Genomic DNA, 21,419 nt, shown 5'->3' on the forward strand with positions numbered 1-21,419 from the left:
TTGATTTACGCCGCTATGTTGTTTATGTGATATGGCACAATAGCGGAACTATTGCATTCATGGAGTAAAGCTTGTGTTGGATAAACTGCGTTCCCGGCTGGTCCACTTTGGCCCGTCTTTAATGAGCGTGCCGGTTAAGCTGGCGCCTTTTGCCCTCAAGCGCCAGGTGCTGGAGCAAGTGCTGAGCTGGCAGTTTCGCCAGGCGCTGGCGGAGGGGGAGCTGGAGTTTCTTGAGGGGCGTTGGTTAAGTATTCATGTGCGTGACATCGGTCTGCTGTGGTATACCTCGGTAGTCGATGGTCGACTGGTGGTCAGCCAGCAGGCCGACGCCGACGTCAGCTTCAGCGCCGACGCCAGCGATCTGTTAATGATCGCCGCGCGCAAGCAGGATCCGGATACGCTATTCTTCCAGCGTCGTCTGGTCATTGAAGGCGATACGGAGCTGGGGCTGTATGTAAAAAATTTGATGGACGCCATTGAGCTCGAGCAGATGCCAAAAGCGCTGCGCGTGATGTTGCTGCAACTGGCGGATTTTGTCGAAGCTGGACTGAAGAGCCCGCAGAAACCTGAACAGACATCGGTAGGTGAGGCATGCTGATTCGAGTGGAGATTGGGATTGATGCACCGGGAATCGACGCGCTGCTGCGTCGTACCTTCGGCCGCGATGCCGAAGCGCAGCTGGTGCACGATCTGCGTGAAGATGGACTGATCACGCTGGGGGTAGTGGCGACGGATGATGAAGGCCAGGTGATCGGCTACGTTGCCTTCAGCCCGGTGGCGGTGGAAGGTGAAGAGCTGCAGTGGGTCGGCCTGGCGCCGCTGGCGGTAGATGAACGCTACCGCGGACAGGGCATTGGCCGGCAGCTGGTTTATGAAGGGCTGGACTCGCTGAATGAGTTTGGCTACGCCGCGGTGGTGACGCTGGGCGACCCGGATTTATACCGTCGCTTCGGCTTTGAACCGGCCGCGCGCTTCGATCTCCGCTGCCGCTGGCCGGACAGCGCCGAGGCGTTCCAGGTTCACCGTCTGGCGGATGACGCCCTCGACGGCGTCCATGGCCAGGTAGAATACAGCGAGCACTTTAATCGTCTTTAAGCCTTGCCAGCAGGGTTTCGAAGGCATCCTCTCCGGCAACGAGGCGCTCTTTTTCGCGCTTCGTTAGCTGCTTGACGCGATATTCCAGTCGCAATGCAAGTGAGTGTTCACCAACTTCGTGGCTAAAGGCCAGCTGCAGGTCGCCTTTGCCGCGCAACGCCTTTGCGCCTTTTCCCGCCTGATGCTGGCGAAAGCGGCGTGGCACGTCGGTGGTGATGCCGGTATAAAGGCGATTATCCGCGGTTCGAATGAGATACAGAAACCAGCACACGGTCACAAAGTCACTATGGTAAGGTGTGTGCACCATAGCATAATGGAGAAGAAAGATGGATACGCTTGCCGCCATTGGTCGCTGGCTGAGTAAACAGCACGTCGTCACCTGGTGCGTCTCCCGTGAAGACGAGCTGTGGTGCGCGAATGCCTTTTACGTCTATGACCCGGATACCGTGGCCTTTTATCTGCTCAGCGAGGAGCACACCCGCCATGGCCAGATGACCGGACAGAGGGCGAAGGTGGCCGGCACGGTTAACGGCCAGCCAAAAACCGTGGCCCTGATCCGCGGCGTGCAGTTCAAAGGCGAGATCCGTCGTCTGAGCGGTGACGAAGAGGCGCGAATGCGCCAGCGCTACGTCAAGCGCTTCCCGGTGGCCCGCATGCTGTCGGCGCCGGTATGGGAGATTCGTCCGGACGAAATCAAATTTACCGACAACACGCTGGGTTTCGGGAAAAAATTACACTGGCGGCGTGATGCCGGCGCCGAGCAGGCGTAGCGCTTCGCGATTGAAGGCCGGCAGATCGTCCGGCGTTCTGCTGGTGACCAGCTGTTCGTTATCGACCACCACCTCCTGGTCGTAAAACTCGCCCCCGGCGTTTTTCACATCCACCACAATCGGTTTCACCGCCGTGAGCTTACGTCCGCGGATCACATCGGCGCTGATCAGCAGCTGCGGACCGTGGCAGATGGCAAACACCGGCTTACCGCCGTTGACAAAATCGCGGGTAAAGGTGACGAAGCGTTCATCACCACGCAGCTGGTCGGGAGAGTAGCCCCCGGGCAGCAATAAGGCATCAAATTCACCCGGTGTGACGTCATCGATGGCTCTGTCGATGGCGACCTCGGCTTCTCCCTGCTTACCCTTCACCGTTTTGCCAGCCTGCTTTTCGATCGTGATGACCTGATGCCCGGCGAGCTTAAAGGCTTCGGCGGGAGAGGTAAATTCAGAATCTTCAAAGTCGTCGGTAATGAGGACGGCTATCTTTTTACTCATGCTTCCTCCACTGTCTGGATGGTCAATGAGGTAATTCCATGATGATGGTGGATACTTACCTTGTAAGGTATTAAGCCTGGAACATGAGCCCGAAAGTGCAAGGCGGAGAATTCTGTAAAGGAGAACCAATGAGTCAGGTATTATTAACCGGCGCGACCGGGTTAGTTGGCGGTCACTTACTCCGGCTGCTGCAGAATGAGCCCCGTATAAGCACCATCGCCGCGCCGACGCGTCGCCCGCTGGCGCCAGCGGAAGGTGTCTTTAATCCTCACGATCCCCAGCTGACCGATGCCCTGGCGCAGGTGGTTGACCCGGTGGATATCGTCTTCTGTTGCTTGGGAACGACGCGCCGGGAGGCCGGGAGCAAAGAGGCCTTCGTCCATGCTGACTACACGCTGGTGGTTGATACCGCGCTGACCGGCAAACGACTGGGTGCGCAACATATGCTGGTGGTTAGCGCGATGGGCGCCAACGCCCACTCGCCGTTTTTCTACAATCGGGTGAAGGGAGAAATGGAGGCGGCGCTGATTGAGCAAGACTGGCCGCGGCTGACCATCGCCAGGCCGTCGATGCTGTCAGGCGAGCGGGAAAAAAAGCGGGCCAATGAGACCTTCCTCGCACCATTGTTCCGGCTCTTGCCGGGGAACTGGAAATCCATTGCGGCCCGCGATGTGGCGATCGCCCTGCTGGCGGAGGCGCTGTCGCCCACCCACGAAGGGGTGCGAATTCTGTCATCATCGGAACTACGGGAGCGCGCCGCGCGGCAGGCTGAATAGCGGTTTGCAAACGCAGGCTTCCGGCGTAGTATTCACGGCTTCAATTCATATCCACATTTCTTGCTGGGGAATGCTATGGCTGGTCAGTCTTCATCTCAGGCGGCGTCACCATTTCAATGGTGGAAACCCGCGCTTTTCTTTCTCGTCGTGATTGTTGGTCTGTGGTACGTCAAATGGCAGCCGTACTACGGGAAAGCCTTCACCGCTGCGGAAACCCACAGTATCGGTAAATCTATTCTCGCCCAGGCCGACGCTAACCCGCTGATGGCGGCGTGGGACTATGCGATGGTTTACTTCCTTGCCGTCTGGAAAGCGGCGGTGCTCGGCGTGCTGCTCGGGTCGTTGATTCAGGTACTCATTCCGCGCGACTGGCTGCTACGCACCCTGGGACAATCGCGGTTTCAGGGCACGCTGCTGGGAGCGATTTTCTCGCTGCCCGGCATGATGTGCACCTGCTGCGCCGCGCCGGTCGCGGCCGGGATGCGCAAACAGCAGGTGTCGATGGGCGGGGCGCTGGCGTTCTGGATGGGGAACCCGCTACTCAATCCGGCGACGCTGGTGTTTATGGGCTTTGTTCTGGGCTGGCAGTTTGCGCTGGTTCGCCTGGTGGCGGGTCTGGCGACAGTATTAACTGTGGCGACGCTGGTGCAGAAATGGGTGAAAGAGGCGGCGACGCAGCCGGTAGCGGTGCCTGCTGCACCGTCGGAAGCGACTCAGGGCGGCTTCTTTAGCCGCTGGCTGCGGGCGCTGTGGACGCTGTTCTGGAACACGATCCCGGTTTATATCCTCGCGGTGCTGGTGCTGGGAGCGGCGCGCGTCTGGCTGTTCCCGCACGCCGATGGCGTGGTGGATAATACGTTGTTCTGGGTTATCGCGATGGCGATCGCCGGCTGCCTGTTTGTGATCCCTACTGCGGCGGAAATTCCGATTGTGCAGACAATGATGCTGGCGGGTATGGGGACGGCGCCCGCGCTGGCGCTGCTCATCACACTGCCGGCAGTGAGCGTGCCGTCGCTGATTATGCTGCGTAAAGCCTTCCCGGCCAAAGCGCTGTGGCTGACGGGCGGACTGGTGGCGCTGTGCGGGGCGATTGTCGGTGCGCTGGCGCTGGTGTAGTTTGCCGTAAACGTACGCATAGCCGGATTGGATGCCGGGTGGCGGCTACGCCTTACCCGGCACACAACGTACAGGGGGCGGTAGCCCGGCTAAGCGCAGCGCCAGCCGGGAAACTGCAGCTTTATTTAATGTAGGTAAAGGCGGTGGTCACCCGGGATACGCCGCTTACCCGGCTGGCAATATCCGCCGCCGCCCGGCCTTCGCGGTCGGTCACCAGCCCCATCAGGAAGACTTCGCTGTTTTCCGTGGTTACTTTCACGTTCGAGGATTTGACCTGATCGGTGCTCAGGAGCTGCGAACGCACCTTGGTGGTAATCCAGGTATCAGACGAGGCGGTGCCTAAACCAATCGGCTGGCCCTGGCGCACTTCATTAAACACTTCCGTGGTCCCTTCCACGCCCATGGCGATTTGCTTGGCGCGCGCGGAGAGGTCCGGCGTCGGCGACTGGCCGGTCAGCAGGACTTTGCCCTGATAAGCGGTGACGTTGATACGGGCCTGTTTCTTAATCTGTTCATCTTTCGACAAGGCGCTATTGACGCGCAGTTCCAGGGTACTGTCATCGACCTGGGTTCCCACCGTACGCGGGTCCGTTGCGGCTTTGGTGCCGACTGCTGCCGTTCCGACTACCGCGGCGGCAACGCAGCCCTGCAGCAGTAGTGCAGAAAGCAGGATGGCGAGGGGCGAGAGAGCCTTCATGTGTTCTCCTTAATCGTCCTGGTGTGGAAAAAGAGTGTTATCTATCAAATCGCACAGACAGTTGACGGTCAGCATGTGCATCTCCTGGATACGCGCGCTGCGATGGGAGGGGATGCGGATTTCGACATCCTGTTGACCTAACAGGCCCGCCAGCTCACCGCCGTCATAGCCGGTTAACGCGACGATGGTCATGTCGCGGGTCACGGCGGCTTCCACCGCCTTGACGATGTCCCGACTGTTTCCGCGCGTAGAGATCGCCAGCAGCACATCGCCGGCGTGTCCCAGGGCGCGCACCTGCTTGGCGTAGATCTCGTCATGCAAGCGATCGTTAGCGATGGCGGTTAAGACCACATTATCGGTATTTAGTGCAATGGCAGGTAAACCAGGGCGTTCCGTTTCAAAGCGATTAATCATGCTGGCAGCAAAATGCTGTGCGTTGGCGGCGGAGGTGCCATTACCACAACAGAGGATTTTGTTGCCGTTAAGCAGGGACTGGACGAGCGTCATCGCCGCCCGGGAGATGGCGTCCGGGAGTGCTTCCGCTGCGGCAATTTGGGTTTGAATGCTTTCGGTAAAGCAGGCTTTGATTCTGTCGAGCACGGGATCCCTTACTTCTGGTATTACGCTATTCGCCAAAGGCGTTTTTTAGCCATTGGATGTCGTTTCCGGTGAAGGCTACCACATCGAAACGGCAATCCACAGTCTCAAAGCTCCCATTCTGTCGGCAGAGCCACAAACGGGCGGCTTTAAGCAGTCGTTGTTGTTTTTGCGGAGTGACGCTGGCTGCCGCATCACCGTACCGGGCGCTACGGCGGTAGCGCACTTCGATAAAAACGGTGACCGTGCCGTCGCGCATGATAAGGTCAATTTCGCCGCCACGCTCGCGGGCATTGGCGGCGATAAAACGCAGGCCCTGGCCTTCCAGCCAGCGGCGCGCCTGGTTTTCCCAGGCATCGCCGGTCTGTTTGCTTAGCTGGCCGGAACGATTTTTCCCTGCTGGTACTTGAGCCATGACAGTTTCCTGTTAATCACGCAATCCTGGTTGGCCGTCAGATCGCCGGTATTGCCGTTCAGCTCGAAGCCAGGCGTCTGGCGCATTTGCGTGAAGTGATTTGCCAGTGACCAGGCGTCAGCGCCCATGGCATACAGACGCGCCAGCGAGTAGTCATTACGCACCGCGGACAGCGCCTGCTGCATTAGCGACGGATTGCTGCCGGCCAGCATTGGGATCTCACTATACTGCAAGCCTTCCATCTCCAGACGGAAATCCGGCCCCGCGGTGCCCTGGGCGCTGCGCGAGCTGGCGTACAGGGTGACATTGCTCTGGCTGCCGTTGCGCATGGCGATCATCGGTTTGATATAGGCAATCTGTTCCGGGGTGGCGAGGATATAGGCCGCATCGACGCTGCCGCCGCTGCTTACCGGCATCTCATCCGCACTGCCGAGGATGCTGTTCTGCGCTGATGGCAGGGTGGAGACCGGGGTGCCGCTCAGCGCAATGCCCCCGCCGCCGTTCACGCCGGCGCGCAGCTCGGCCGTGGATCCAAAACGCTGCTGCAGGACGCTGGCGCCGCCCAGCTTCAGCCACTCGTCGGCAAAAGCGCTAACCACACGATCGCCCAGCGCGCCGCGCGGAACCAGCAGCAGCGGGGTCTGTTTCCCCTGTTGGTGGATATGTCGGGCGGCGTCACGCGCTTCGTCTTCCGGAGAAAGCGCGAAATAGCAGAGGTTAGCGCGGCTTTCGACTTTTTCCGGCTGGTTGAGGGCCAGCACATTGAGCGGCGTGTTGCTCTTGATAACCTCTTCAACGTTTTCTTTCAGCAACGGCCCAACCACCAGGGTGGCGCCATCCTGCTGCGCCTGGGCGAGCAGCTGGCTTATCGGCTGGCTGGTGGTGTCGTAAATTTTCAGTTCCGCAGAAGGGTTGGCGGCGGTTGCGACCACGGGCTGCGGCTGTGCGGCCGGCGCGGTAACCGGCTGGGTGGCCGGGGAAGCGGTAGTCTGCGGCGTGGCGGATGTTGCCGGCGCCTGGGCTGCCGGTTCCGCAGCAGGCGCTGCCTGGTCCTGCGTCGGGGCCTGAACCGGATCAGTGCGGCTTCCGGTGGCGGTAAGATCGCTGATTTCTGCCTGCGACGGACTCACCACATCATCATTACCGGAGACATTCGCCGCCTGGGCGACCTGGGCGGGAACCGCGCTGCCCGTCACCGACGGCGCGCCGTTTTTGGCGGCTTCAAAGCCCTGCTGGATAGTGCGGCCGAAGATCGACGCCTGACCGTTCAGCGGCAGAAAAAGCGCAATCTTGTTGATGGACGCAGGCTTATAGTTTTGCATATTCACAAGCGCCGTCGGCAGCATTTTAGCGCCCGGGTTTTGCGGATAGCGCGTCTGCCAGTCTTTAACGCCCGCTTTCAGTAGCGTCGGATCGTTGCGGTTGTCAAACCACATCCGCTGCAGATCCAGCCAGCCCTGGAGGATATTTTCATCGGCGTTGATCACCAGCGCATTGGCCTGGTCCTGGGGCATCGAGGTGAGCGCTTGCCAGGTCGCATCAATATTTTTCTGACGCTGTTTGGCGTCACTCAGCAGCGGCTGCTGGGCGATTAAGGCGCGCAGCAGGGTCAGCGATGGTTTGCCCTGGCTGGCATCGATTTGCGCCTGCCAGTAGCGCGCCTGCTGAGGCTGCTCAAGGTTTGTCGGATCGATCTTAGCCAGCAGATTACGGGCGGCCTGATAATCGTTCTGCGCCAGCTTCACTTCCACCGCCAGCAGCGACTGTTCACGGGCCTGAGTGCTGTTCAGGTTCGCCGGCAGCTGGTTAAACAGGTCGATAGCCTGCTGCTTCTTCCCTTCCTGCAGTAGTGCACGAATGGCGAGTAATTGCCAGTTGGTCTTGCTATCATTCGTGCTTTGCTGCATCTGCTGTAAGTAGAAACTGGAGTTGGCCTGCGACGTACCCTGCATAAACGCCGCGCTTTGATCCTGCGTGTGGGTGCCGCAGCCAGCAAAAATAAGAGTCGCCAGCAATACGGGCAGGCAGCGCGCGGGCTTAGAACGAAGAAATGTTGACGGTACCATAAGTGTCCAGTGATATTTTTTTGGCTCAATGCTCAATATTAAATCGGCAATACGGACGAGACAATGAAACAACACGAATCAGCGGATAATTCTCAGGGGCAGCTCTATATTGTGCCCACTCCGATAGGAAATCTGTCTGATATCACGCAGCGTGCACTGGAAGTGCTGCAAGCCGTTGATTTAATTGCAGCGGAAGATACCCGTCATACCGGTTTGCTGCTGCAACATTTTGCGATAAACGCCCGTTTGTTTGCGCTTCACGACCATAATGAGCAGCAAAAGGCGGAAACCCTGCTTGCCAAACTGAAAGAAGGGCAAAACATCGCGCTGGTTTCCGATGCCGGCACGCCGCTGATTAACGATCCTGGTTACCATCTGGTGCGCACCTGCCGCGAAGCGAATATTCGCGTGGTGCCGCTGCCGGGCCCCTGTGCGGCTATCGCCGCCCTGAGCGCCGCCGGCCTGCCTTCCGACCGTTTCTGTTATGAAGGCTTCCTGCCGGCGAAATCGAAAGGCCGCCGCGATACCCTGAAAGCGCTGGAAGAAGAGCCGCGTACCCTTATTTTCTATGAGTCGACCCACCGTCTGGTGGAGAGTCTGGAGGATATCTGCGCGGTACTGGGAGAATCCCGCTATGTGGTGCTGGCTCGTGAGCTGACCAAAACCTGGGAGTCGATCCATGGCGCGCCGATTGGTGAGCTGGTGGCGTGGGTGAAGGAAGATGAAAACCGTCGCAAAGGCGAGATGGTGCTGATCGTCGAAGGTTTCAAGGCTCAGGAAGAGGCGCTGCCGGCGGCCGCGCTGCGTACTCTGGCGCTGCTGCAGGCGGAGCTGCCGCTGAAGAAAGCCGCCGCGCTGGCCGCGGAAATCCACGGCGTGAAGAAAAATGCGTTGTATAAGTACGCCCTGGAGCAGCAGGGGGAGTGATCCTGTAAACCCAATTGAAGCCTGGCAAGCAGCCCTTCAGATAGTGAAGAGCTGCTTGAGCGTCCTCCCACATGTCGGAAGAAATGTCGGAAAAAATGTCGGAAGAAAAGGGCAGAATCGCTTTTCTTGCCGCCCAGCATCCCTAACCAACAAGCCCGGATAGATCCGGGCTAAAAGTGGTTAAATCCTTACGCTCTCGATCAGGTTACCGGCGCCGGGTTAAATACCGCCAGCTGGTTGTGCAGGCCCCATTGATCGGAGAAGGTTTTTTTGCGTCCGCTGGCGACGTCGAGAATAAATTCGAACAGCTTCCGCCCGACATCCTCAATCGTCTCTTCGCCAGTGGCGATGGTCCCGGCGTTAATGTCCATTAAGTCATACCAGCGGTTGGCCAGCTCGGTACGGGTCGCCATTTTTATCACCGGTACCGCCATCAGCCCGTACGGCGTACCGCGACCGGTGGTGAATACCTGCACCGTGATGCCAGAGGCTACCTGCTGGGTGCCGCAGACAAAATCGCTGGCGGGGGTTGCGGCGTAAATGAGGCCGCGTTTGGTCGGACGCTGCCCCGGAGAGAGCACCTCAACGATGGCGCTTTTCCCTGATTTGGCAATCGACCCCAGCGCTTTTTCCACCACGTTGGCCAGACCGCCTTTCTTGTTGCCGGGGGAGGGGTTAGCGCTGCGGTCGGTTTTGCCCATATCAAGATAGTTATCGTACCAGGCCATCTCTTCCAGCAGACGTTTACCGACCTCTTCGTTAATCGCCCGCGGGGTCAACAGATGAATGGCGTCGCGTACTTCGGTCACTTCCGAGAACATCACCGTCGCGCCGCAGCGCACCAGCAGGTCGGACGCGTAACCTACCGCCGGGTTGGCGGTCACGCCTGAAAAGGCGTCGCTGCCGCCGCACTGCATCCCGACCACCAGCTCAGAGGCCGGGCAGGTTTCCCGCTGGCGCTGGTTCAGTTTCGCCAGGTGGCGCTCGGCGACCTGCAGAATGTCATCGACCATCGATTTAAAACCAACATGCTTTTCATCCTGCAGGCTGACGATGCTGGCGCTGTCCACCGGGATACTTTTGACGTCTTCCGTGCCCTGCAGCAGGCGTTCCGGCTGCAGCTTCTCACAGCCGAGGCCAATGACCATCACCTCGCCGCCGAAGTTTGGGTTGAGGGCGATATTATGAATGGTGCGAATCGGCACTACCGCCGCCGGCGCATTAATCGCCACGCCGCAGCCGTAGAGATGATTCAGGCCCACCACGCCATCGACGTTGGGATAGTTTGGCAGCAGGTCGCGTTCAATGATTTTCACCACGTAATCGACCACGCCAGCGACGCAGTGCACGCTGGTGGTAATACCCAGCAGATTCTTGGTACCCACGCTGCCGTCAGCATTGCGGTAGCCTTCGAAGGTGTAACCTTCCAGCGGCGGTAGCGGTTCAGGCACTTTAGTGGCCAGCGGCAGGGTATTCAGCGGCGGGGCGGTGGGCAGCTCCACCAGCGACTCGTCAATCCAGCTTCCCTGCGGGATATCGCGTACGGCATAGCCAATGACTTCGCCGTAGCGGATGATTTCACCATGGGCGGGGATATCCACCAGGGCAACTTTGTGACCCTGCGGGATATGCTCGACGAGCGTCAGGCCGTCCGGGAAACGCGTTCCGGCGGTTAAGCCGCGATCGTTGACAATAATCGCCACATTATCTGTCGGGTCAACTTTAATATAAAACGCGGTCGGCGATTGTTGTCGAATTGCAATGTCAGCCATTGTCCAGTCATCTCCAAACAGGTGCTAATAATAAAATAAAACGCTAATTCATTTGCTACGTATCAGTATGATGGAATAAAGGATGTCAGCTGAGTTGATTTTAAAATGTGATCGGCATCACTCCTTTTTATGACGCTAACCTCTGCAGGGCAGGCAATCGTAAGAAGTGTGGATTAGCGCCCATGACTTATGGCATAAGCACAATTATGGATTTAAATAATAACTTTATATTGTGGGTATGCATAGTGTCTGGCGGGGGCGTGCTGATTATACTGAGTCATGTTTTTGAGGTGATCGATATGCGAATAGACAATTTCAATATCGTCTTTTAAATAAATCAGAAACCACTTAAAACAATTATAAAAGGTGTTCTGTGCCCGAGGAATGTCTAAATGATTTTGGATTCTACATTAGATGAAAAAAAAGGAATACCGACCCGCTATTTAATTCTGTTGATGATATTTGTGGTGACGGCAGTGAACTATGGCGACCGCGCGACCTTGTCTATCGCCGGTACTGAAGTCGCGAAAGAGCTGGGGCTCAGCGCGGTGTCGATGGGATACATTTTTTCCGCCTTCGGCTGGGCTTATCTGCTGATGCAGATCCCTGGCGGCTGGCTGCTGGATAAATTTGGCTCGAAAAAGGTTTACTCATACAGTCTGTTTTTCTGGTCACTGTTTACCTTCCTGCAAGGCTTTATTGATGTGTTCCCGCTCGCCTGGGCCGGGGTCTCCATGTTCTTTATGCGTTTTATGCTGGGCTTTTCCGAAGCGCCCTCGTTTCCCGCCAACGCCCGCATTGTGGCGGCCTGGTTTCCGGCCAAAGAGCGGGGTACGGCTTCAGCTATCTTTAATGCCGCTCAGTACTTCTCGCTGGCTCTGTTCTCGCCGCTGCTCGGCTGGCTGACCTTCGCGCTGGGCTGGGAACATGTCTTTACCGTGATGGGGATAATAGGGTTTGTGCTCACCATCATCTGGGTGAAGTTTGTGCATAACCCCACCGATCATCCGCGAATGTCGGCCGCGGAGCTGAAATATATCTCAGAAGGCGGCGCAGTGGTCGATATGGACCATAAAAAAGAGGCCACCCCGGCGGCCGGGCCGAAGATGGACTATATCCGCCAGTTGCTGACTAACCGAATGATGTTAGGCGTATTTTTCGGTCAGTATTTCCTGAATACCATTACATGGTTCTTCCTGACGTGGTTTCCGATCTACCTCGTGCAGGACAAGGGAATGTCGATTCTGAAAGTGGGGTTTGTGGCTTCGATTCCGGCGCTGTTTGGCTTTGCTGGCGGCGTACTGGGCGGGCTGTTTTCGGATTATCTGATTGGCCGCGGCTGCACGCTGACTTTTGCGCGTAAGCTGCCCATTGTGCTGGGAATGCTGCTGGCGTCGTCCATCATCCTGTGTAACTACACGGCCAGCACGCCGCTGGTCATTACGCTTATGGCGCTGGCGTTCTTTGGCAAAGGCTTTGGCGCGCTGGGCTGGCCGGTTATCTCGGATGTCGCGCCGAAGGAGATTGTTGGCCTGTGCGGCGGGGTATTCAACGTCTTTGGCAATGTGGCCTCGATCGCCACGCCGCTGGTTATTGGCTACATCGTGAGCGAACTGCACTCATTTAATGGCGCACTGATTTTTGTTGGCGGCTCCGCGCTGATGATGATGGTCTGCTACCTGTTTGTGGTTGGCGATATCAAACGTATGGAATTGCAGAAGTAAGCAACGATTAACGCAAGGTAAAAATCATGGATAACGCAATTTTTCCGAACAAATTTAAGGCCGCGCTGGCGGCGCATCAGGTGCAGATTGGCTGCTGGTGCGCTTTGGCTAACCCGATTAGCACCGAGGTGCTGGGTCTGGCGGGGTTCGACTGGCTGGTGCTGGACGCGGAACACGCGCCAAACGACGTCACCACGCTCATTCCGCAGCTGATGGCCCTGAAAGGTAGCTCCAGCGCGCAGGTAGTCCGTGTGCCGACCAATGAACCCATCATCATCAAGCGTATGCTGGACATCGGCTTCTATAACTTCCTGGTGCCGTTTGTCGAGACGGCTGAACAGGCGGCGCAGGCGGTGGCTTCGACCCGTTATCCGCCGGAAGGGATCCGCGGGGTCTCCGTTTCCCACCGCGGCAATATGTTTGGCACCGTGCCGGACTACTTCGCCCAGTCCAACAAGAACATTTCCATTCTGGTGCAGATTGAGAGCCAGACCGGAGTAGACAACGTCGAGGCGATTGCCGCGACCGAGGGCGTGGACGGTGTGTTTGTCGGCCCGAGCGACCTGGCCGCCGCCTTAGGCCATTTGGGCAATGCCGCCCATCCTGAGGTGCAGCGCGCTATCCAACATATCTTCGCCAGCGCGAAGAAGCACGGTAAGCCAAGCGGCATTCTGGCGCCAGTGGAAGCCGATGCGCGCCGCTATCTGGAATGGGGCGCGACCTTCGTCGCCGTTGGCAGCGATCTGGGCGTCTTCCGTTCTGCAACCCAGAAACTTGCCGACGCGTTTAAAAAATAATCACCAGGATGAAGAGAGAGAACATTATGACAATCAAAGTAGGTTTTATCGGTCTTGGCATTATGGGCAAACCGATGAGCAAAAATTTGCTGAAAGCGGGTTACTCGCTGGTGGTGTCTGACCGTAACCCGGAAGCGATTGCCGACGTGATCGCCGCTGGCGCTGAGACCGCGACGACGCCGAAAGCGATTGCCGAACAGTGCGAGGTGATCATCACCATGCTGCCGAACTCTCCGCATGTTAAAGAGGTGGCGCTGGGTGAAAACGGCATTATTGAAGGGGCGAAACCGGGCACCGTGGTGATCGATATGAGCTCCATTGCGCCGCTGGCGAGTCGGGAAATCAGCGAAGCGCTGAAAGCCAAAGGTATTGATATGCTGGATGCGCCGGTGAGCGGCGGCGAACCGAAAGCCATCGACGGCACGCTGTCGGTCATGGTCGGCGGCGATAAAGCGATCTTCGATAAATACTACGATCTGATGAAAGCGATGGCCGGCTCCGTAGTGCATACCGGCGATATTGGCGCGGGCAACGTCACCAAACTGGCTAACCAGGTGATTGTCGCGCTGAACATCGCGGCGATGTCTGAAGCGCTGACCCTGGCGACTAAAGCCGGCGTCAATCCGGATCTGGTTTATCAGGCTATTCGCGGCGGTCTGGCGGGCAGTACCGTGCTGGATGCGAAAGCCCCGATGGTGATGGACCGTAACTTCAAACCGGGTTTTCGTATCGACCTGCATATTAAAGATCTGGCCAATGCGTTGGATACCTCACACGGCGTGGGCGCCCAACTGCCGCTGACGGCGGCGGTGATGGAGATGATGCAGGCGCTGCGCGCGGACGGTCTCGGCACTGCAGACCATAGCGCGCTGGCGTGCTATTACGAAAAACTGGCGAAAGTGGAAGTCACTCGCTAACAAGAAGGGCGCCCTGCGCGCCCTGTTATGCTTGCCTTGCGCGGCACTGTCAGGCTACAAAATTATGAAAATCGTCATTGCCCCAGACTCTTACAAAGAAAGCCTTTCTGCCAGCGAGGTAGCTCAGGCGATAGAAAAAGGATTTCGGGAAATTTTCCCTGATGCACAGTATGTTTCCCTGCCCGTCGCCGACGGCGGCGAGGGGACGGTGGAAGCCATGATTGCCGCCACGCAGGGAAAGGAACATTTCGCATGGGTAACGGGTCCGCTGGGTGAGAGAGTGAAGGCCTGCTGGGGCATGTCCGGCGACGGCGTCACCGCGTTTATTGAGATGGCGGCAGCCAGCGGTCTGGGGCTCGTTCCGCCCGACAAACGTAACCCGCTCATCACCACTTCACGGGGTACCGGGGAGCTAATATTACAGGCGCTGGAGCATGGTGCGGAACGGATCATTATCGGCATCGGCGGTAGTGCGACCAACGACGGTGGGGCGGGTATGATGCAGGCGCTAGGCGCCCGCCTCTGTGACGCCGAGGGACAAGAGCTCGGCCATGGCGGGGGCAGTTTGAGCCGTCTGAGCCGGATCGATCTTTCCGCCATCGATCCGCGCTTACGTGACAGGATGATCCACGTGGCCTGCGATGTTACCAATCCGCTGGTGGGCGAGCGTGGGGCGTCGCGGATCTTTGGCCCACAGAAAGGGGCGACCGAGGCGATGATCGTCGAGCTGGATCGTAATCTGGCGCATTATGCCGACGTCATTAAGGCGTCGCTGCAGGTGGACGTGAAGTCGATCCCCGGCGCGGGAGCGGCCGGCGGCATGGGCGCGGCGCTGATGGCCTTTCTCAATGCGGAGCTGCGCAGCGGGATTGAGATCGTTACCGAGGCGCTGAAGCTGGAAGAACAAATCCATGACTGCTCACTGGTGGTCACCGGGGAAGGGCGGCTCGATAGCCAGTCTGTTCACGGTAAGGTGCCGGTGGGGGTGGCCCGAGTGGCGAAGAAATACCGTAAGCCGGTGATCGGTATTGCTGGCAGCCTGACTCACGATGTCGGCGTGGTTCACCAGCACGGTATCGATGCCGTATTCAGCGTGTTAACTTCCGTTTCGACGCTGGAAGAGGCATTTCGCGGGGCGTTTGATAATATTTACCGCGCGTCGCGTAATATTGCTGCCACCCTGCAGGTTGGGATGACCACTGAGGGATGACAACGGGCGGTAAACCCTCTATACTGCGCGCCGAAGCTGACCAGACAGTCGCCGCTTCGTCGTCGTCCTCCTTCGGGGGGAGACGGGCGGAGGGGAGGAAAGTCCGGGCTCCATAGGGCAAGGTGCCAGGTAACGCCTGGGGGGTGTCACAGCCCACGACCAGTGCAACAGAGAGCAAACCGCCGATGGCCCGCGCAAGCGGGATCAGGTAAGGGTGAAAGGGTGCGGTAAGAGCGCACCGCGCGGCTGGTAACAGTCCGCGGCACGGTAAACTCCACCCGGAGCAAGGCCAAATAGGGGTTCATAAGGTACGGCCCGTACTGAACCCGGGTAGGCTGCTTGAGCCAGTGAGCGATTGCTGGCCTAGATGAATGACTGTCCACGACAGAACCCGGCTTATCGGTCAGTTTCACCTTTTTATGTCAAAACCCCGCTTCGGCGGGGTTTTTGCTATCTGAACCCGTGACGCGGATGAATAACTGTCCACGACGCTATACCAAAAGAAGGCGGCTTATCGGTCAGTTTCACCTTTTTATGTCAAAACCCCGCTTCGGCGGGGTTTTTGCTATTCGAATAGCGGAGAAAGGATGAATGACTGTCCACGACGCTATACCAAAAGAACGCGGCTTATCGGTCAGTTTCACCTTTTTATGTCAAAACCCCGCTTCGGCGGGGTTTTTGCTATCTGAACCCGTGACGCGAATGAATAACTGTCCACGACGCCCAAAAGAACGCGGCTTATCGGTCAGCTACCGTTATTTAACCACCTTAGGATTCTGTAGCGTCGGGATCGTGGAATCTTGCACCTGATGAACCTGGCCGACGATCGTGGCGACGCTGCCGTTGCTTAAAGCCTCTACGTCTGCGCTGTTATGCGAGCCAAAATTAAAGGTAAGACGTTTATCCGTTTTATTCTGTTCATCTCGCATGGTCACGATAAAATAGTAGCTGCCGGCGATACCGCTCTTCCGACGAATGTCGACAATCACCCCGCGTACCTTGACCCATTTACCCAGATAATCGCTGCTGGCCTTCGCCGGGTTGAGAGTAAACGGCTGCAGGAACTGAGCCACTGAATACGTCTGCATCGAAGCGACGGCGTCATCTCCGGGTTGAAATAATTTGTCTCCCGCGGAATAAAAGGCTTTAGAAGCCAGGCCGCAGCCGCTTAACAGCGAGATGACAAAAACCAGCGGTAATACGCGAAAACGTAATAACATCTCAATCTCCTTATCTATTTTTAAATGATATCCTTGATGCGCTGGATAACGTAATATGCGCTAATTAAATTAAAGGAAAAGTCACCACTGTCAAATATTTTGCTTGCTGTTGAAATTAAAATAAAACCTGGTGATGTTAGGGCGTCAAATATATAAGTTAACACGGTATTCATATTTTATATGTTTTAGTGAAGTATATTAGTGCTGTGGATATATATAATGTTTGGCTATCATTTTTTACATTTATTCACTGCGCCCTGTAAAATAATAATCCGCTATTTCTGCCACCTTTACTTCAGGAAAAAAAATGAAATTGATAACCCGTATTGCCTTTGCCACGCTGTTGACCACCGGTTTATCTATCACGGCTCAGGCCGCAGACGTTAAGGCGGCGCCAGCACCGGCGCAGGATCCTATTGTTCAGCACTTAAAACTTACCAACGATCAGGTTGCGAAAATTAAAAGCCTGCATCAGCAGTTGGAGAGTAATGTCCAGCAGATTTCCCAACAGGAAATTAAAGACGGGGCTCTGATAAACGTGATTGATTCCGGTAAATGGGATGAAAAAGCGGTCAACGATCAGCTGGCGGCCTTCAGCAAGATTGATCAGCAGGTGCGTTATTACCGCGTGAAGTACTATTTTGAGGTGAATAAGGTACTGACGCCGGAGCAGCGCACGCAGGTGAAAAAAGATCTTGCCGACGCGCTGAGTGAATAATGCCATCGGCCCCTCGCGGGGCCGATATCTTCTTCAGGCCATTAATGAAAATCAACCCAGCCATTTTGCCGTTTCAGGCGAGACTTTCTTCATCCCGCAGGCGGATCTCCGCTTCGGCAACAATGGCTTCCAGTTCGCTAAGCATCTCATCATAACCAAAGCTGGCGGCCCCGGCGACTTGCGGTTGCACCGGGGCTAACGGCGTTGGTGACGCCTTTTTTCTGTTTTTCTTCTTACTCACTGACAGACTCCATCACTTCCGTTGTTACACCGGTAAATCTATCAGCAAAGCGCGCAGCGGCGTATCGGCGACGAGGGTAATGTTAGCTTCGTCACGAATAAATGCGCCGTCACCGCAGGTGAGAGTCTGCTTTTGCTGTTCCTGTGCGACGGCATGGACGGAGCCGTGAATCGACTGCAGGTAGGCGCGTGGACCATGTAATTGCACGTTGATCTGCTCACCTTTCTCCAGCGCGATATGGTAGACCCAGGCCTGTTGGCGAAGCTGGAGGCTGTTATCCCCGCCCTCCGGAGAGGCCAGCAGCTGCAGCGTCGCGTCTGCGACATTGATTTTCTGCTGCAGCGGGTTTTCCCGCTGCGGGCAGGCATCAAGCCAAAGTTGCATTCGCGTTAACGACTGCTCTTTACTCAGATTATGCTCGCTATAGCTCACGCCAGGCTGGGTGGCGATCAGCAGCGCTTCACCGGCTTTGGCCTGCACGTGGTTGCCGTCGCTGTCGCGATACTCCGCTTCGCCTTCCAGAATCAGGTTCAGGATATCGACTTTTGGGTACGTTCTGGCCTGGAAGGAAGCGCCGGGCGCCAGCACTTCCTGGTTGAGGACGCGCAAGGATGCGAAGCCCAGTAATTTCGGGTCGAAGTAGTGGCCAAAGGAGAAGGTGTAGCGGGCCTGCAGCCAGCCGAAGTCTGCTTGTCCGCATTGTTTGGCTGTTCGGGTAGTAATCATGTTCTTGACCTCTCTTTACACTAAATCAATGGTAAAGGTATGGACGCTGTATTGTTAGCCAGATATTCTGCCCGGTATGTTCAAATTTCCTGAATGAGAAAGCGATGGCCAAAGAGAGAGCATTAACGCTGGAAGCGTTGCGCGTGATGGATGCGATCGACCGGCGCGGAAGCTTCGCTGCCGCGGCTGATGAGCTGGGACGCGTGCCTTCCGCCCTGAGCTACACCATGCAAAAACTGGAGGAGGAACTGGACGTGGTGCTGTTTGACCGCTCAGGTCATCGCACGAAGTTCACTAACGTTGGAAGAATGCTGCTGGAGCGCGGGCGCGTGCTGCTTGAAGCGGCGGATAAACTCACCACCGATGCTGAAGCCCTGTCGCGTGGTTGGGAAACCCACCTGACGATCGTTACCGAAGCGCTGGTGCCCACTCCGGATCTGTTTCCGCTGATTGAGAAACTGGCGACTAAATCAAACACCCAGCTGTCGATTATCACTGAGGTGCTGGCCGGCGCCTGGGAGCGGCTGGAGCAGGGGCGGGCGGATATCGTTGTCGCACCGGATATGCATTTTCGTTCCTCTTCGGAGATTAACTCGCGCAAACTCTATTCGGTGCTCAGTGTGTACGTCGCGGCGCCGGATCACCCGATCCATCAGGAGCCGGAGCCGCTCTCTGAGGTTACCCGCGTGAAATACCGCGGCGTCGCGGTGGCGGATACCGCGCGCGAGCGGCCCGTCCTCACCGTTCAACTGCTGGATAAACAGCCGCGTTTAACGGTGAGTACGATAGAAGATAAACGTCAGGCGCTACTGGCCGGACTGGGCGTGGCGACTATGCCCTATCCGCTGGTGGAGAAGGATATTGCCGAAGGTCGCCTGCGGGTCGTCAGCCCGGAATACACCAATGAAATTGACATTATCATGGCCTGGCGACGGGACAGTATGGGCGAAGCGAAGTCCTGGTGTCTGCGTGAGATCCCCAAGCTGTTTGCCGGCAGATAGTGATGAAGACGCTCCTCCCGCTAGCGGGAGGAGCAGGAAGATTAGTAGGAAAAGGGTTTCGGATCGGGCCCGAAGCGATTATTGCCTTCGGTGCCGCGCTGGCAGTTAAAGATCAGGATCACCAGCCAGCCGATGACCGGGATCAACAGCAGCAATAGCCACCAGGCCGAACGATCGGTGTCATGCAGACGGCGAAATTGCACCGCCCACCACGGTAAAAAGACCAGTACGCCATAGATAGTGGTCAGAATGCCTTCGCCGCCAGCCCGCTGCCAGCCCAGCATTTTATCGATGATGCTCAATACGCCGGTCAGGATGAGGTTGACCAGAATAAACATCCAGTACTCTTTGCGCCGCGCACGGCCGCCAAATCCTATATAGTTTTTTAATACCTTGAGATACCAGTCCATTTCTACGCCTCAATTAACCGTCAATCACTTGTTTTTTAAGCGATCGCAATAAGAATAGACGTGAATGAATGGTGGGTAAATATCTGTTTTCTGAATTATTGGGCGCCATCACTGACGCCCGACAGATCAACGGAAGCGCTGATCGCGACCGTGCGGTTCGTTGAGATCCTGCTGCGGCCCAATGGAAATAATACCGGTAGGGTTAATGGTTTTATGGCTGCGGTAATAGTGGTGACGGATATGCGGAAAACTCACCGTCTCGGCGATACCCGGCATCTGGTAGATGTCGCGCAGGAAACCGTACAGATTGAGGTAATCGCTGATGCGCCGTTTATCGCATTTAAAATGGGTCACATATACCGGGTCGAAGCGTACCAGCGTTGTCCACAGGCGAATGTCGGCTTCCGTTAGCTGATTGCCCGTCAGATAGCGATGCTGGCCGAGGATCTGCTCCAGCCGCTCCAGCGAGGTAAAGACCGCATCCACCGCTTCGTCGTAAGCTTGCTGGCTGGTGGCAAAGCCGGCTTTATACACGCCGTTGTTGACGTTGTCATAGATCCAGCCGTTCAGCTCATCGATTTGTTCCCGCAGCGCTGGCGGGTAGTAATCCCCGGCCCGGGCGCCAAGGCCATCGAAGGCGGTATTAAACATGCGGATGATTTCTGCCGACTCATTGCTGACGATGGTCTGCTGTTTTTTATCCCACAGCACCGGCACGGTCACGCGTCCGGTATAGTGCGGGTCGGCGTGCAGATACAGCTGATAGAGAAAGTCATGCTGGTAGAGGGTATCGCCGGTGGCTTCCGGGAAGCTATCGTCAAAGGTCCAGCCGTTTTCCAGCATCAGCGGATTGACCACGGATACGGGGAGAAAAGGCTCCAGACCTTTTAATTTACGCATAATTAACGTGCGATGCGCCCACGGGCAGGCGAGAGAAACATACAAATGATAGCGATCCTTTTCCGCTGCAAAACCGCCTTCACCGCTGGGGCCAGCCGCGCCGTCGGCGGTCAGCCAGTTACGGAAGGCGGAAACGGAACGTTTAAAACGCCCACCGGTGGATTTTGTGTCATACCAGGTATCCTGCCAGACGCCGTCGACTAATTGTCCCATCTTTGCTCCTCCTTCAGACTACAGATAGCAAAAGCGAGGAGTGGTCTCCTCGCTTTTTTCATTCATTCAGTATAGTGCGCTTACCATTTCTTATTCAGTACACGGTCAATACTGAAGGCGCCCGGTCCGGTAATGGCCAGCAGCAGGTAACCGCCCGCAATGGTCAGGTTTTTCATGAACATCAGGGAGTTCACGCCTTCCGCAAAGTTGCTATGGAACAGGAACGCGGTCAGCAGCGTAAAGCCCGCAGTGAACAGCGCGGTGGTCCGGGTCAGGAAACCGAACAGAATCGCCAGACCGCCGCCGAACTCAAGGAGGATGGTCAGCGGCAGCAGCGCGCCCGGGACGCCCATGGCTTCCATATACTGCTGGGTTCCCGCATAACCGGTGATTTTGCCCCATCCTGCAGTGATAAACAGAATCGGCATCAGAATACGCGCTACCAATACACCAACATCTTCTAATTTTTTCATTTGTTACTCCAGAAAACCCAAAGGGCGGCGGTTTTGTTTTTTAGTGCAATCCCGCGTAGTTACGCGGTGTTGCTGTCGATGGAGAGGATAGTAGCGAGGCGGAGAGGGAATTGTTAGCAAGGAAAACTGTAGATCTATTT

The 21,419-nt window shown here is 56.7% G+C and carries 25 protein-coding genes and 1 other RNA gene; 13 read left to right on the forward strand and 13 right to left on the reverse strand.

Annotated elements, in window-relative coordinates; translation table 11 throughout:
- The first annotated feature begins 73 nt into the window (after nt 1-73).
- Entirely contained in the window at nt 74-598 is a 525-nt protein-coding gene (locus tag IB144_RS02800) for an SCP2 domain-containing protein (protein ID WP_002918231.1), read from the forward strand.
- Nucleotides 592-1,095 (forward strand): N-acetyltransferase, encoded by a 504-nt coding sequence (locus tag IB144_RS02805; RefSeq protein WP_002918229.1) that lies wholly within the window; start codon nt 592-594, stop codon nt 1,093-1,095. Before IB144_RS02800 ends, IB144_RS02805 begins: the two co-directional genes overlap by 7 nt.
- Here IB144_RS02805 and IB144_RS02810 read toward each other — a convergent pair.
- Nucleotides 1,082-1,372 carry a GIY-YIG nuclease family protein gene (locus IB144_RS02810; RefSeq protein WP_002918226.1) on the reverse strand — a complete coding sequence of 97 codons (291 nt, stop codon included), beginning with the start codon at nt 1,370-1,372 and terminating at the stop codon, nt 1,082-1,084. The two genes, IB144_RS02805 and IB144_RS02810, sit on opposite strands and share 14 nt — an antisense overlap.
- A gap of 49 nt (nt 1,373-1,421) precedes the next feature.
- On the opposite strand from IB144_RS02810, the gene IB144_RS02815 reads away from it, so the two are divergent.
- Complete coding sequence (locus IB144_RS02815) at nt 1,422-1,865, forward strand: YhbP family protein (protein WP_002918223.1); 444 nt, start codon at nt 1,422-1,424, stop codon at nt 1,863-1,865.
- Here the strand turns inward: IB144_RS02815 and IB144_RS02820 are convergent.
- Complete coding sequence (locus IB144_RS02820; protein ID WP_002918221.1) at nt 1,827-2,363, reverse strand: type 1 glutamine amidotransferase domain-containing protein; 537 nt, start codon at nt 2,361-2,363, stop codon at nt 1,827-1,829. The two genes, IB144_RS02815 and IB144_RS02820, sit on opposite strands and share 39 nt — an antisense overlap.
- A gap of 128 nt (nt 2,364-2,491) precedes the next feature.
- Between IB144_RS02820 and IB144_RS02825 the strand changes: the two genes are divergently transcribed.
- Complete coding sequence (locus IB144_RS02825; RefSeq protein WP_004181410.1) at nt 2,492-3,139, forward strand: NAD(P)H-binding protein; 648 nt, start codon at nt 2,492-2,494, stop codon at nt 3,137-3,139.
- A 75-nt stretch (nt 3,140-3,214) separates the two neighbouring features.
- A complete protein-coding gene (locus IB144_RS02830; RefSeq protein WP_004188467.1) occupies nt 3,215-4,255 on the forward strand; it encodes a permease in 1,041 nt (346 codons plus the stop codon).
- Nucleotides 4,256-4,376: 121 nt separating this feature from the next.
- On the opposite strand, the gene dolP is transcribed toward IB144_RS02830, so the two are convergent.
- The 4 genes from dolP to IB144_RS02850 are packed head-to-tail and all read right to left on the reverse strand — an operon-like array spanning nt 4,377 to nt 8,030.
- Nucleotides 4,377-4,952, reverse strand: a complete 576-nt coding sequence (dolP, locus tag IB144_RS02835; protein ID WP_002918214.1) for a division/outer membrane stress-associated lipid-binding lipoprotein — start codon at nt 4,950-4,952, stop codon at nt 4,377-4,379.
- Nucleotides 4,953-4,961: 9 nt separating this feature from the next.
- Nucleotides 4,962-5,552, reverse strand: coding sequence for a DnaA initiator-associating protein DiaA (diaA, locus tag IB144_RS02840; RefSeq protein WP_002918211.1), 591 nt, complete (start codon nt 5,550-5,552; stop codon nt 4,962-4,964).
- 25 nt (nt 5,553-5,577) lie between these two features.
- Complete coding sequence (locus IB144_RS02845; RefSeq protein ID WP_002918206.1) at nt 5,578-5,964, reverse strand: YraN family protein; 387 nt, start codon at nt 5,962-5,964, stop codon at nt 5,578-5,580.
- On the reverse strand, nt 5,922-8,030 hold the full coding sequence (locus tag IB144_RS02850; protein ID WP_117057125.1) for a penicillin-binding protein activator: 2,109 nt from the start codon (nt 8,028-8,030) through the stop codon (nt 5,922-5,924). The genes IB144_RS02845 and IB144_RS02850 overlap by 43 nt, the downstream gene beginning before the upstream one ends.
- A 63-nt stretch (nt 8,031-8,093) precedes the next feature.
- On the opposite strand from IB144_RS02850, the gene rsmI reads away from it, so the two are divergent.
- Nucleotides 8,094-8,957 carry a 16S rRNA (cytidine(1402)-2'-O)-methyltransferase gene (gene rsmI / locus IB144_RS02855; protein WP_004144878.1) on the forward strand — a complete coding sequence of 288 codons (864 nt, stop codon included), beginning with the start codon at nt 8,094-8,096 and terminating at the stop codon, nt 8,955-8,957.
- Between the two features lie 200 nt (nt 8,958-9,157).
- On the opposite strand, the gene garD is transcribed toward rsmI, so the two are convergent.
- The gene (gene garD, locus IB144_RS02860) at nt 9,158-10,729 is read right to left on the reverse strand and encodes a galactarate dehydratase (protein WP_002917960.1); all 1,572 of its coding nucleotides are present in this window, start codon (nt 10,727-10,729) and stop codon (nt 9,158-9,160) included.
- 392 nt (nt 10,730-11,121) lie between these two features.
- On the opposite strand from garD, the gene IB144_RS02865 reads away from it, so the two are divergent.
- From IB144_RS02865 to rnpB, 5 genes are all read left to right on the forward strand, one after another.
- A complete protein-coding gene (locus IB144_RS02865) occupies nt 11,122-12,453 on the forward strand; it encodes an MFS transporter (RefSeq protein ID WP_004149911.1) in 1,332 nt (443 codons plus the stop codon).
- Nucleotides 12,454-12,479: 26 nt separating this feature from the next.
- A complete protein-coding gene (gene garL / locus IB144_RS02870; RefSeq protein ID WP_002917954.1) occupies nt 12,480-13,250 on the forward strand; it encodes a 2-dehydro-3-deoxyglucarate aldolase in 771 nt (256 codons plus the stop codon).
- A 26-nt stretch (nt 13,251-13,276) separates the two neighbouring features.
- The gene (gene garR, locus IB144_RS02875) at nt 13,277-14,167 is read left to right on the forward strand and encodes a 2-hydroxy-3-oxopropionate reductase (RefSeq protein WP_002917952.1); all 891 of its coding nucleotides are present in this window, start codon (nt 13,277-13,279) and stop codon (nt 14,165-14,167) included.
- A gap of 64 nt (nt 14,168-14,231) precedes the next feature.
- Nucleotides 14,232-15,377 carry a glycerate 2-kinase gene (gene garK, locus IB144_RS02880; RefSeq protein WP_023286893.1) on the forward strand — a complete coding sequence of 382 codons (1,146 nt, stop codon included), beginning with the start codon at nt 14,232-14,234 and terminating at the stop codon, nt 15,375-15,377.
- A gap of 32 nt (nt 15,378-15,409) precedes the next feature.
- An RNA gene (rnpB, locus tag IB144_RS02885) (RNase P RNA component class A) lies at nt 15,410-15,792 on the forward strand.
- A 340-nt stretch (nt 15,793-16,132) separates the two neighbouring features.
- Here the strand turns inward: rnpB and IB144_RS02890 are convergent.
- Nucleotides 16,133-16,597, reverse strand: coding sequence for an OB-fold putative lipoprotein (locus IB144_RS02890; protein WP_004150939.1), 465 nt, complete (start codon nt 16,595-16,597; stop codon nt 16,133-16,135).
- A gap of 307 nt (nt 16,598-16,904) precedes the next feature.
- Here IB144_RS02890 and IB144_RS02895 point away from each other — a divergent pair, with 307 nt between their 5' ends.
- A complete protein-coding gene (locus IB144_RS02895; RefSeq protein ID WP_040214876.1) occupies nt 16,905-17,315 on the forward strand; it encodes a Spy/CpxP family protein refolding chaperone in 411 nt (136 codons plus the stop codon).
- 73 nt (nt 17,316-17,388) lie between these two features.
- Here the strand turns inward: IB144_RS02895 and IB144_RS02900 are convergent, their stop codons facing one another.
- The gene (locus IB144_RS02900; RefSeq protein WP_002917926.1) at nt 17,389-17,556 is read right to left on the reverse strand and encodes a hypothetical protein; all 168 of its coding nucleotides are present in this window, start codon (nt 17,554-17,556) and stop codon (nt 17,389-17,391) included.
- Nucleotides 17,557-17,580: 24 nt separating this feature from the next.
- A complete protein-coding gene (locus tag IB144_RS02905) occupies nt 17,581-18,282 on the reverse strand; it encodes a pirin family protein (RefSeq protein WP_065888802.1) in 702 nt (233 codons plus the stop codon).
- Nucleotides 18,283-18,386: 104 nt separating this feature from the next.
- Between IB144_RS02905 and IB144_RS02910 the strand changes: the two genes are divergently transcribed.
- Nucleotides 18,387-19,283: a LysR family transcriptional regulator gene (locus tag IB144_RS02910; RefSeq protein ID WP_004144865.1), complete on the forward strand. Its 897-nt coding sequence runs from the start codon at nt 18,387-18,389 to the stop codon at nt 19,281-19,283.
- A gap of 41 nt (nt 19,284-19,324) precedes the next feature.
- On the opposite strand, the gene IB144_RS02915 is transcribed toward IB144_RS02910, so the two are convergent.
- From IB144_RS02915 to IB144_RS02925, 3 genes are all read right to left on the reverse strand, one after another.
- Nucleotides 19,325-19,693: a DUF805 domain-containing protein gene (locus tag IB144_RS02915; RefSeq protein WP_002917923.1), complete on the reverse strand. Its 369-nt coding sequence runs from the start codon at nt 19,691-19,693 to the stop codon at nt 19,325-19,327.
- Nucleotides 19,694-19,819: 126 nt separating this feature from the next.
- Nucleotides 19,820-20,806 (reverse strand): glutathione S-transferase family protein, encoded by a 987-nt coding sequence (locus tag IB144_RS02920; protein ID WP_002917922.1) that lies wholly within the window; start codon nt 20,804-20,806, stop codon nt 19,820-19,822.
- 80 nt (nt 20,807-20,886) lie between these two features.
- Nucleotides 20,887-21,279 carry a DoxX family protein gene (locus IB144_RS02925; protein WP_002917920.1) on the reverse strand — a complete coding sequence of 131 codons (393 nt, stop codon included), beginning with the start codon at nt 21,277-21,279 and terminating at the stop codon, nt 20,887-20,889.
- Nucleotides 21,280-21,419 lie beyond the last annotated feature (140 nt).

The organism is Klebsiella sp. K4 (genome assembly GCF_014596785.2).
Lineage (GTDB): Bacteria > Pseudomonadota > Gammaproteobacteria > Enterobacterales > Enterobacteriaceae > Klebsiella > Klebsiella pneumoniae.

Coding starts and splice junctions, on each gene's coding strand:
- IB144_RS02895 (WP_040214876.1), top strand. CDS start 16,905: ATGAAATTGATAACCCGTATTGCCTTTGCCACGCTGTTGACCACCGGT.
- IB144_RS02915 (WP_002917923.1), bottom strand. CDS start 19,693: ATGGACTGGTATCTCAAGGTATTAAAAAACTATATAGGATTTGGCGGC.
- dolP (WP_002918214.1), bottom strand. CDS start 4,952: ATGAAGGCTCTCTCGCCCCTCGCCATCCTGCTTTCTGCACTACTGCTG.
- IB144_RS02845 (WP_002918206.1), bottom strand. CDS start 5,964: ATGGCTCAAGTACCAGCAGGGAAAAATCGTTCCGGCCAGCTAAGCAAA.
- garL (WP_002917954.1), top strand. CDS start 12,480: ATGGATAACGCAATTTTTCCGAACAAATTTAAGGCCGCGCTGGCGGCG.
- rsmI (WP_004144878.1), top strand. CDS start 8,094: ATGAAACAACACGAATCAGCGGATAATTCTCAGGGGCAGCTCTATATT.
- IB144_RS02820 (WP_002918221.1), bottom strand. CDS start 2,363: ATGAGTAAAAAGATAGCCGTCCTCATTACCGACGACTTTGAAGATTCT.
- garD (WP_002917960.1), bottom strand. CDS start 10,729: ATGGCTGACATTGCAATTCGACAACAATCGCCGACCGCGTTTTATATT.
- IB144_RS02905 (WP_065888802.1), bottom strand. CDS start 18,282: ATGATTACTACCCGAACAGCCAAACAATGCGGACAAGCAGACTTCGGC.
- IB144_RS02825 (WP_004181410.1), top strand. CDS start 2,492: ATGAGTCAGGTATTATTAACCGGCGCGACCGGGTTAGTTGGCGGTCAC.
- IB144_RS02910 (WP_004144865.1), top strand. CDS start 18,387: ATGGCCAAAGAGAGAGCATTAACGCTGGAAGCGTTGCGCGTGATGGAT.
- IB144_RS02925 (WP_002917920.1), bottom strand. CDS start 21,279: ATGAAAAAATTAGAAGATGTTGGTGTATTGGTAGCGCGTATTCTGATG.
- garK (WP_023286893.1), top strand. CDS start 14,232: ATGAAAATCGTCATTGCCCCAGACTCTTACAAAGAAAGCCTTTCTGCC.
- IB144_RS02805 (WP_002918229.1), top strand. CDS start 592: ATGCTGATTCGAGTGGAGATTGGGATTGATGCACCGGGAATCGACGCG.
- IB144_RS02865 (WP_004149911.1), top strand. CDS start 11,122: ATGATTTTGGATTCTACATTAGATGAAAAAAAAGGAATACCGACCCGC.
- garR (WP_002917952.1), top strand. CDS start 13,277: ATGACAATCAAAGTAGGTTTTATCGGTCTTGGCATTATGGGCAAACCG.
- IB144_RS02830 (WP_004188467.1), top strand. CDS start 3,215: ATGGCTGGTCAGTCTTCATCTCAGGCGGCGTCACCATTTCAATGGTGG.
- IB144_RS02815 (WP_002918223.1), top strand. CDS start 1,422: ATGGATACGCTTGCCGCCATTGGTCGCTGGCTGAGTAAACAGCACGTC.
- IB144_RS02850 (WP_117057125.1), bottom strand. CDS start 8,030: ATGGTACCGTCAACATTTCTTCGTTCTAAGCCCGCGCGCTGCCTGCCC.
- IB144_RS02890 (WP_004150939.1), bottom strand. CDS start 16,597: ATGTTATTACGTTTTCGCGTATTACCGCTGGTTTTTGTCATCTCGCTG.
- IB144_RS02920 (WP_002917922.1), bottom strand. CDS start 20,806: ATGGGACAATTAGTCGACGGCGTCTGGCAGGATACCTGGTATGACACA.